Annotated in this window: 8 protein-coding genes; 1 reads left to right on the plus strand and 7 read right to left on the minus strand. The window is 68.6% G+C overall.

Going from position 1 to position 6,902, the window contains the following annotated elements; all coding sequences use genetic code 11:
• The coding region (locus VGD93_RS04255; protein WP_395009514.1) for a YcjF family protein at positions 1 to 956 on the plus strand (956 nt) is incomplete at its 5' end.
• Here VGD93_RS04255 and VGD93_RS04260 read toward each other — a convergent pair.
• The 7 genes from VGD93_RS04260 to VGD93_RS04290 all read right to left on the minus strand — a co-directional run.
• Entirely contained in the window at positions 953 to 1,522 is a 570-nt protein-coding gene (locus tag VGD93_RS04260) for a DUF2269 family protein (protein WP_395009516.1), read from the minus strand. The two genes, VGD93_RS04255 and VGD93_RS04260, sit on opposite strands and share 4 nt — an antisense overlap.
• A gap of 269 nt (positions 1,523 to 1,791) precedes the next feature.
• A complete protein-coding gene (locus VGD93_RS04265; protein ID WP_395009518.1) occupies positions 1,792 to 2,124 on the minus strand; it encodes a 2Fe-2S iron-sulfur cluster-binding protein in 333 nt (110 codons plus the stop codon).
• Positions 2,125 to 2,173: 49 nt separating this feature from the next.
• Positions 2,174 to 3,202: an NAD(P)/FAD-dependent oxidoreductase gene (locus VGD93_RS04270; protein WP_395009520.1), complete on the minus strand. Its 1,029-nt coding sequence runs from the start codon at positions 3,200 to 3,202 to the stop codon at positions 2,174 to 2,176.
• A 160-nt stretch (positions 3,203 to 3,362) separates the two neighbouring features.
• Positions 3,363 to 4,646: a phosphoadenylyl-sulfate reductase gene (locus VGD93_RS04275; RefSeq protein ID WP_395009522.1), complete on the minus strand. Its 1,284-nt coding sequence runs from the start codon at positions 4,644 to 4,646 to the stop codon at positions 3,363 to 3,365.
• Positions 4,633 to 6,291 carry a nitrite/sulfite reductase gene (locus VGD93_RS04280; protein ID WP_395009524.1) on the minus strand — a complete coding sequence of 553 codons (1,659 nt, stop codon included), beginning with the start codon at positions 6,289 to 6,291 and terminating at the stop codon, positions 4,633 to 4,635. Before VGD93_RS04280 ends, VGD93_RS04275 begins: the two co-directional genes overlap by 14 nt.
• Positions 6,278 to 6,586 (minus strand): DUF2849 domain-containing protein, encoded by a 309-nt coding sequence (locus VGD93_RS04285; RefSeq protein WP_395009526.1) that lies wholly within the window; start codon positions 6,584 to 6,586, stop codon positions 6,278 to 6,280. The genes VGD93_RS04280 and VGD93_RS04285 overlap by 14 nt, the downstream gene beginning before the upstream one ends.
• Positions 6,583 to 6,902, minus strand: a 320-nt coding sequence (locus VGD93_RS04290; RefSeq protein ID WP_395009528.1) for a uroporphyrinogen-III C-methyltransferase, incomplete at its 5' end; no start/stop codon positions are given. The genes VGD93_RS04290 and VGD93_RS04285, both read right to left, overlap by 4 nt.

Here is a 6,902-nt window from a genome sequence, read left to right on the forward strand (position 1 = left end):
GGGCCTTCGCGCCGACCGTGGCGCGCGACCTGCCGACGGCGATCGAGCCGATCGTCGACGCGCCGGATGCGGACGGCGGTCCGCCGGTGGCGCCGCGCCGCGCCAACCGTCTCGCCCGCCTCGCCTGGGCGAGCGGCGGCGTTCTCCTGTCGCTGGCCTTCGGCATTGCCGCGGACCGACTGATCCGCGACCTGTTTGCACGAGCCGAGTGGCTGGGCTGGGCCGGCCTCGCGGTGTTGGCGCTGTTCGTCGTGGCGCTCGCCGCGCTGCTTGTCCGCGAGATGCTGGCGCTGCGACGTCTGCAAACGCTCGACCAGTTGCGGCGTCGTGCCGCCGAAACCCTCCTCAGCGACAAGCGGGACGCCGGCAGGGCCATCCTGCGCACGCTGCAACACGTCTACGAGGCGCGCCCCGACCTCGCCCGCGCCCGCGACCACCTCGACCGGGACGCCCCCGACATCTTCGACGGCAGCGAGATCGTGCGGCTGTGCGAGCGCACGCTGATGGCCCCGCTCGATGCCCGCGCCAGGGCCTTGACCGCCGCCTCCGCCCGCCGCGTGGCGCTGGTGACCACAGTCTCGCCGCGGGCGCTGATCGACGTCGCCTTTGTGATCTACGAGAGCGTGCGGCTCGGCGCCGACATCGCCCGGCTCTATGGCGCCCGGCCCGGCCTGTTCGGCACCTGGCGGCTGCTCGGCGCCATCCTCGCCCATCTTGCCGTCACCGGCGGGCTGGTGCTGACCGATGGCGTCGTCGAGCAGCTTGTCGGCCAGGGCCTCGCCGCCAAGCTTTCCGCCCGGCTGGGCGAGGGCCTGGTCAACGGGCTGATGACGGTGCGCGTCGGCATCGCCGCCATGCGCGTGGTGCGCCCCCTGCCCTTCGAGACGCAGCGCCAGCCGATGGTCAAGGACTTCATCGGCGACCTGGCCAACGTCACGGGCCGGGAGAAAAGCTAGACGGGGCCCGCCGCGCAGGCGGGCTGTGCGTCGGCGGTGCGCAGGCCGGAGCCCAGGAACCACCAGGCGGCGGCGGCCAGCGCGATGGCGAACACGCCAAGGGTCGCGACGTGGTGCCACTGCGGACGCAGCACCATGTCGGCGACCACGGTGAACAGCAGGACATAGTCGAACTTGGCGATGCCCAGGATGCCGCGGCCGACGGCGGCGGCAGCGGGGAGATTGCCCTCGCCCATGAGGCGGCCGGCCTCCATCGCCTTCACGCGCAACACGAAATGGCCGAGCAGGAACGAGGCGAACAGGCCCGCGAGGCCCAGGATGATCCACAACTCCGTCCACAAATTGCCGAGGAAGGTCATCACCAGGCCGAACACCAGCGTCAGCGCCGATGCCGGCAGGAACCAGCGCGCGCCCATGCTGCCCACCGCACCCAGGAGTCGCATCATCTCGGCCTCGTCCCTGGTCCGCTCGGCGAACACCACCAGCGCGAACAGGGTCAGGCCGCCGCCGACCCAGGCCATCGCGGCGGCAACGTGCAGAAATTTGACTATCGAGAAAAGATCCATCGTTCCCTCACATCTGCGCCCCCCGGCGAAGCGGGCGGCGATAGCGGAGCACGGCTGAACGGCAGATGAATGGGGGGTACGCGGCTGGGGTATCCGCCGGCCCGCTGGACACGTGGGGAGCAGGTGTTCTCTACACCCACGGAGCCGTCATCCCTCGGGTCGAGCCCGAGGACCAGGTGGAGCGTCGGGGAGGCAAACTTGTGCCACTGACGTGGCGCCGGGTCTGGGTCCTCGCGACAAGCGCGAGGATGACGGCCGCGCGGGTTTCCCTACGCCGCCTCGGCGTCCTTGGCGGCGCTGTCGGCGAGGGTGACACGCAGCCCGTCGAGTTCGTCGCTGAGCAGGATCTGGCAGGACAGGCGCGAGTTAGGCTGCGCGTCGGGGGCGGTGTAGAGCAGATCCTCCTCCTCGTGGCTGGGCGGCGGCAGGCGGTCGAGCCAGGCCTCGTCGACATAGACGTGGCAGGTGGCGCAGGTGGCGGCGCCGCCGCACTCGGCCTTGATGTCGAGGCCCCAGTCGCGGATCACTTCCATGACGCGCCAGCCGTCGAGCCCTTCGAGCTCGTGCTGGTCGCCCTTCTGGTCGGTGACGAAAATCTTCATCTGCAACTCCAAGGCCCATGTGGGGAGGGTCGCTGCCGGAGGCAACCCGTCAGGCGACCCCCAGCTTTTTCTGCAGCTTGGTCGAGGAGGTGGTGTACTGGAAGATGACCTTCTCGCCCGGCGAAGCGATCTTCTTGGCGGCCTGCGCCATCAGCGCTGCCTCATGGAAGCCCGACAGGATGAGCTTGAGCTTGCCGGGATAGGAATTGATGTCGCCGATGGCGAAGACGCCGGGCACCGAGGACTGGAATTTCTCGGTATCGACGACGATCAGGTTGTCGTTGAGCTCGAGGCCCCAGTCGGCAACCGGCCCCAGCTTCATGGTCAGCCCGAAGAACGGCAGCAGCCGCGTCGCCGGCACCCGCACTTCCCCCGCCTCGGTGCTGAAATTGACGGCCGAAAGCTGCCCGTCCTCGCCCTCGAGGCCGGCGACCTGGCCGATCACCAGCGAGATTTTGCCTTCCGCCACCAGCGCCTTCATCTTGTTGACCGAATCCGGCGCGGCACGGAAGGCGTCGCGCCGGTGCACCAGGGTGAGCGTGCGGGCGATGGGCTGCAGGTTGAGCGTCCAGTCGAGGGCCGAGTCGCCGCCGCCCACGATGACCACGTCCTGGTCGCGGAAATCATCCATGCGGCGCACCGAGTAGAAGACGGACTTGCCCTCGTAGGCCTCGATGCCGTCAACCGGCGGACGCTTGGGCTGGAAGGAGCCGCCGCCCGCCGCCACCACCACGACCTTGGCCCTGAACACGTCGCCGGCGTCGGTGGTCAGGCGAAAGCCGTCATGGCCGAGCTTTTCGAGCCCGGTGACCATGCGGCTCAAATGGAACTCCGCGCCGAACGGAGCGATCTGCTTCATCAGGTTGTCGGTGAGTCCCTGCCCCGAGATCACCGGGAACCCGGGGATGTCGTAGATCGGTTTTTCCGGATAGAGCTCGGTGCACTGGCCGCCGGGACGGTCAAGGATGTCGATGACGTGACACTTGAGGTCGAGCAGCCCAAGTTCGAACACTGCGAACAGGCCCACGGGACCCGCGCCGATCACGACGACATCGGTGACAATTTCAGTTCCGGACATTTGATCTCTGTTCTCGAATGGCGGTGGGGCTCCTTACCCCACACTTTTACCCTGCCCGCAAGGGGAGGGAGACGATGCACCGCATGCCGGCGGAAGCGGCCCCCGGCGTACCGGTCCGGCCCCTTATGGCCCAGGTCGGCGGTGCGGTACATGATCCAGATCAGACCGACTCGCGCGCGCGGCGCAGGAAGGGGCGCGTGCCCACCGGCACTTCCGCGCCCCCCACCGGCTGGTAGAAGATATCGACCGTGGCCAGCGACCCGTTCGCGAGCGCCTTGCGCGTCGGCCCGTTGGTCACCACGAAGGCATTGATGCCACAGCGGCGCATGAGTGCGATCTGGTCGGCGAGCACGTCGCCGGTGGCGCGGATCTCGCCCCGGTAGCCATAGCGCTCCCTGAGCAGTCGCGCCGACGTGTAGCCGCGGCCATCGGTAAAGGCTGGAAACAGCACGGCGATCGAAGCGAAGCGGGACAGGTCGTCCGCCACGACCTCGACGCGATCACCGGGGGCGACGAGCAGGCCGAGCGGGTGCGGGTTGGCGAGCACGGCATCGCGGTTGGCGAGGAAGACCGGCAGTGGCACGTGCGTATAGCGCACCCCGGCCGGATCGTCGCCGTCGGCCCACGCCCGGAACGGATCGGCGACAAAGCCACCGTCCTTGAACAGCGTCAGCTCGGCCACCGGTACGGGCCTCGCGATGGCAGCGTTGACGTCGAAGTGGATGCCGCACTCCTTCTTGTCGAGGCCGCGCCAGCGGCCGGCCCGCGGATCCTCGCCCTCGCCCACGACGGTGGTGCACGGGGCGCAGCCGATCGACCTGAAACCCCGGGCGAACAAGGGGTGCTCGGGCAGGCCGTGCCGGGCCTTGTACTCGGTGACATCGGCATCGGTGAAATAGGCGAGCGGGTTGACCTTGATGCGCTCGTCGCTGGTCAACTCGAAATGCGGCAGCACGCCGCGTTCCTTCGTCTGGTAGCGCTTGCGCCCGGTGACCCAGCCGCCGAAGCCCTCGAGCGCGATGTCGAGCGGCTCGGTCTTGCGCACATGGCAGCATGAATCGGGGTCGGTCTCCCACAACTCGCCGCGCGGGTCGAAGCGGGTGATATCCCGCTCGTCGGGGACGAGGGCGGAGACGTTGCCGAGCCCGAGGTGCCCCTTCAGCGTTTCGACATAGGCGAGCGTTTCGGGGAAATGCTTGCCGGTATCGAGGAAGAACACCGGCAGGCCCGGATCGACCTGGGCCACCATGTGCAGCAGCACGGCCGAATCCGCACCGAAGGACGAAACGATCGCCAGTTCACCCGGCAGCAGTTCGGTGGCCTGGCGCAGTACGCCGGGCCCGTCCAACTCGTCGAACATGCCGTTGAGCGCCATGATCCCGAGCGCGCGCAACCGGTCGCGCTTCACCGCGGCGGGGCGGGCGGCAGCCTCAGCCATTGCCATAGAGAGCCTCCCTGAACGGGGCTTCGCCAAGCCGGCGGAACGCATCGATGAAGCGTTCGGCCGGGCCTTGGCGCCGGGCGAGATAGGCATCGACGAGGCGCTCGATGGCCGCCGGCACCTCATCGGCCACGAAGCCCGGCCCGAGGATGGTGCCGACCGAGGCGGTCTCGGTGCCGTCGCCGCCGACGGTGATCTGGTAGAGTTCGGTCCCCTTCTTCTCGACCCCGAGGATGCCGATGTGGCCGGCATGATGATGACCACAGGCATTGATGCAGCCCGAGATCTTTATCTTCAGCTCGCCGATCTGCTCCTGGCGGCCGGGATCGGCGAAGCGCCGCCCTATCGCCTGGGCAATGGGAATCGAGCGGGCATTGGCCAGGGCGCAGAAATCCAGCCCCGGGCACGCGATGATATCAGTGATCCGGCCTGCGTTGCCCTCGGCCAGGCCAGCGGTCGCGAGGCCGTCATAGACGGCCCTGAGATCGGCGGCTTGCACGTGGGGCAGCACCAGGTTCTGCTCGTGGGTGACGCGAATTTCGTCGAAGGAGTAGCGCTCGCCGAGCGCGGCCACCGCCTCCATCTGCGCTGCCGTGGCGTCGCCAGGGGCGCCCCCAATGGGCTTGAGCGAGACGGTGACGGAAACGTAGCCGGGCTGGCGGTGGGGATGCAGGTTGTTATCGAGCCAGCGGCCATAGGCCGGGTCGCGGCGCTTCTCCCCTGCGACATCGATCGTCGTGGCCGCGAGCGGTACGAAGGGTGGCGGGGCGAAATAGGCGGCGATGCGGTCGAGTTCCTCTTGCGGCAGCGTCAGGACGCCGTCCCGCGTGGCGGCAAACTCCGCCTCCACCTGCTCGCGCATGACGTCGATGCCGATATCGTGCACGAGAATCTTGATGCGCGCCTTGAACTTGTTGTCGCGCCGGCCGTGGCGATTGTAGACGCGCACGATGCTCTCGAGATAGGCGAGCAGGTGCGCGTGCGGGACGAAATCGCGGATCAGTTTCGCGACCATCGGCGTGCGCCCCATGCCGCCGCCGACCCACACCTCCCAGCCGATATCGCCACCGGCGCCGGCGACCGCGCGCAGCCCGATGTCATGGAACTTGACGGCGGCGCGGTCGGCGGGCGCGCCGGTCAACGCGATCTTGAACTTGCGCGGCAGGTAGGAGAACTCGGGGTGCAGGCTCGACCATTGCCGGACGATCTCGGCGATCGGCCTCGGGTCGATGATCTCGTCGGCGGCGGCGCCGGCGAACTGATCGGTCGTGGTGTTGCGGATGCAGTTCCCCGAGGTCTGGATCGAGTGCATCTCAACCTCGTTGAGGTGCTCGATGATCGCCGGCACATCCTTGAGCCGGGGCCAGTTGAACTGGATGTTGGTGCGCGTGGTGAAGTGGCCGTAGCCGCGATCGTAGGCGCGGGCGATATGGGCGAGCTTGCGCAATTGCCGCGAGCGTAGCGTGCCGTACGGGATGGCGATGCGGAACATGTAGGCGTGCAGCTGCAGGTAGAGCCCGTTCATCAGCCTGAGGGGCCGGAACTGGTCCTCGGTCAGTTCCCCGGCGATGCGGCGGCGCACCTGGTCGGCAAACTGGTGGCGCCGTTCGCGCACGAAGGCGGCGTCGAACTCGTCATATCGATACATGGCCGTCGTCCCCCAGGGGCTGGCGCGGCAAGGCCGGGGCGGTCGGCCCGGCGGCGCGGATACGTTCGCGGATGCGGTCGGGCACGATGACGCCGCCGGCAATCTTCACGGTTTCGGCCTCAAGGCTGAGGATGCGCATGGTCGCTTTCGTCGCCGCCATCGCCGCGTCGCGGGCAGCGGCCTCGTCGGGACCGAACAGCCGCGCCTGTTGCAGATCCGCGACCCAGTTGCCATGGCAGTCGAGATAGACCGTGGCGCCCGACAGGAGCTCGTTGCCGGTCAGGATTTCCATCATGCCGCCCTGTCGATGCCGGCAGCCGCCGACCAGTCGCCGAGACTCGCCGCGCTGACGCCGGGGACCACTTCGCAGACCACACCGGCCCGGCGCAGCGCCGCGAGTTCCTCGCTGGCGCGGCCGAACGCCGTGACATCGCCGTCCTTGAGCCGGACCACCCGCCTGCCCTCCCGCGCCAATCGTACCAGCAGCGCCACGGGCTCCCGGTCGCCGACAACGACGCGCGTCGCGTCGCGGCGCCCCATGTCGATGATGTCCGCCGGCACCAGCCGGTCGTGGACGATGATTTCGGCCTGCTGCAGCAGCCGCTGCGCCC

Origin of the sequence: Devosia sp. (assembly GCF_036406155.1) — a bacterium.
Taxonomy (GTDB): Bacteria; Pseudomonadota; Alphaproteobacteria; order Rhizobiales; family Devosiaceae; genus Devosia_A.

Excerpts from the sequence above, each read along its gene's own strand:
- VGD93_RS04260 (WP_395009516.1), bottom strand. The coding sequence starts at position 1,522 with ATGGATCTTTTCTCGATAGTCAAATTTCTGCACGTTGCCGCCGCGATG.
- VGD93_RS04265 (WP_395009518.1), bottom strand. The coding sequence starts at position 2,124 with ATGAAGATTTTCGTCACCGACCAGAAGGGCGACCAGCACGAGCTCGAA.
- VGD93_RS04270 (WP_395009520.1), bottom strand. The coding sequence starts at position 3,202 with ATGTCCGGAACTGAAATTGTCACCGATGTCGTCGTGATCGGCGCGGGT.
- VGD93_RS04275 (WP_395009522.1), bottom strand. The coding sequence starts at position 4,646 with ATGGCAATGGCTGAGGCTGCCGCCCGCCCCGCCGCGGTGAAGCGCGAC.
- VGD93_RS04280 (WP_395009524.1), bottom strand. The coding sequence starts at position 6,291 with ATGTATCGATATGACGAGTTCGACGCCGCCTTCGTGCGCGAACGGCGC.
- VGD93_RS04285 (WP_395009526.1), bottom strand. The coding sequence starts at position 6,586 with ATGATGGAAATCCTGACCGGCAACGAGCTCCTGTCGGGCGCCACGGTC.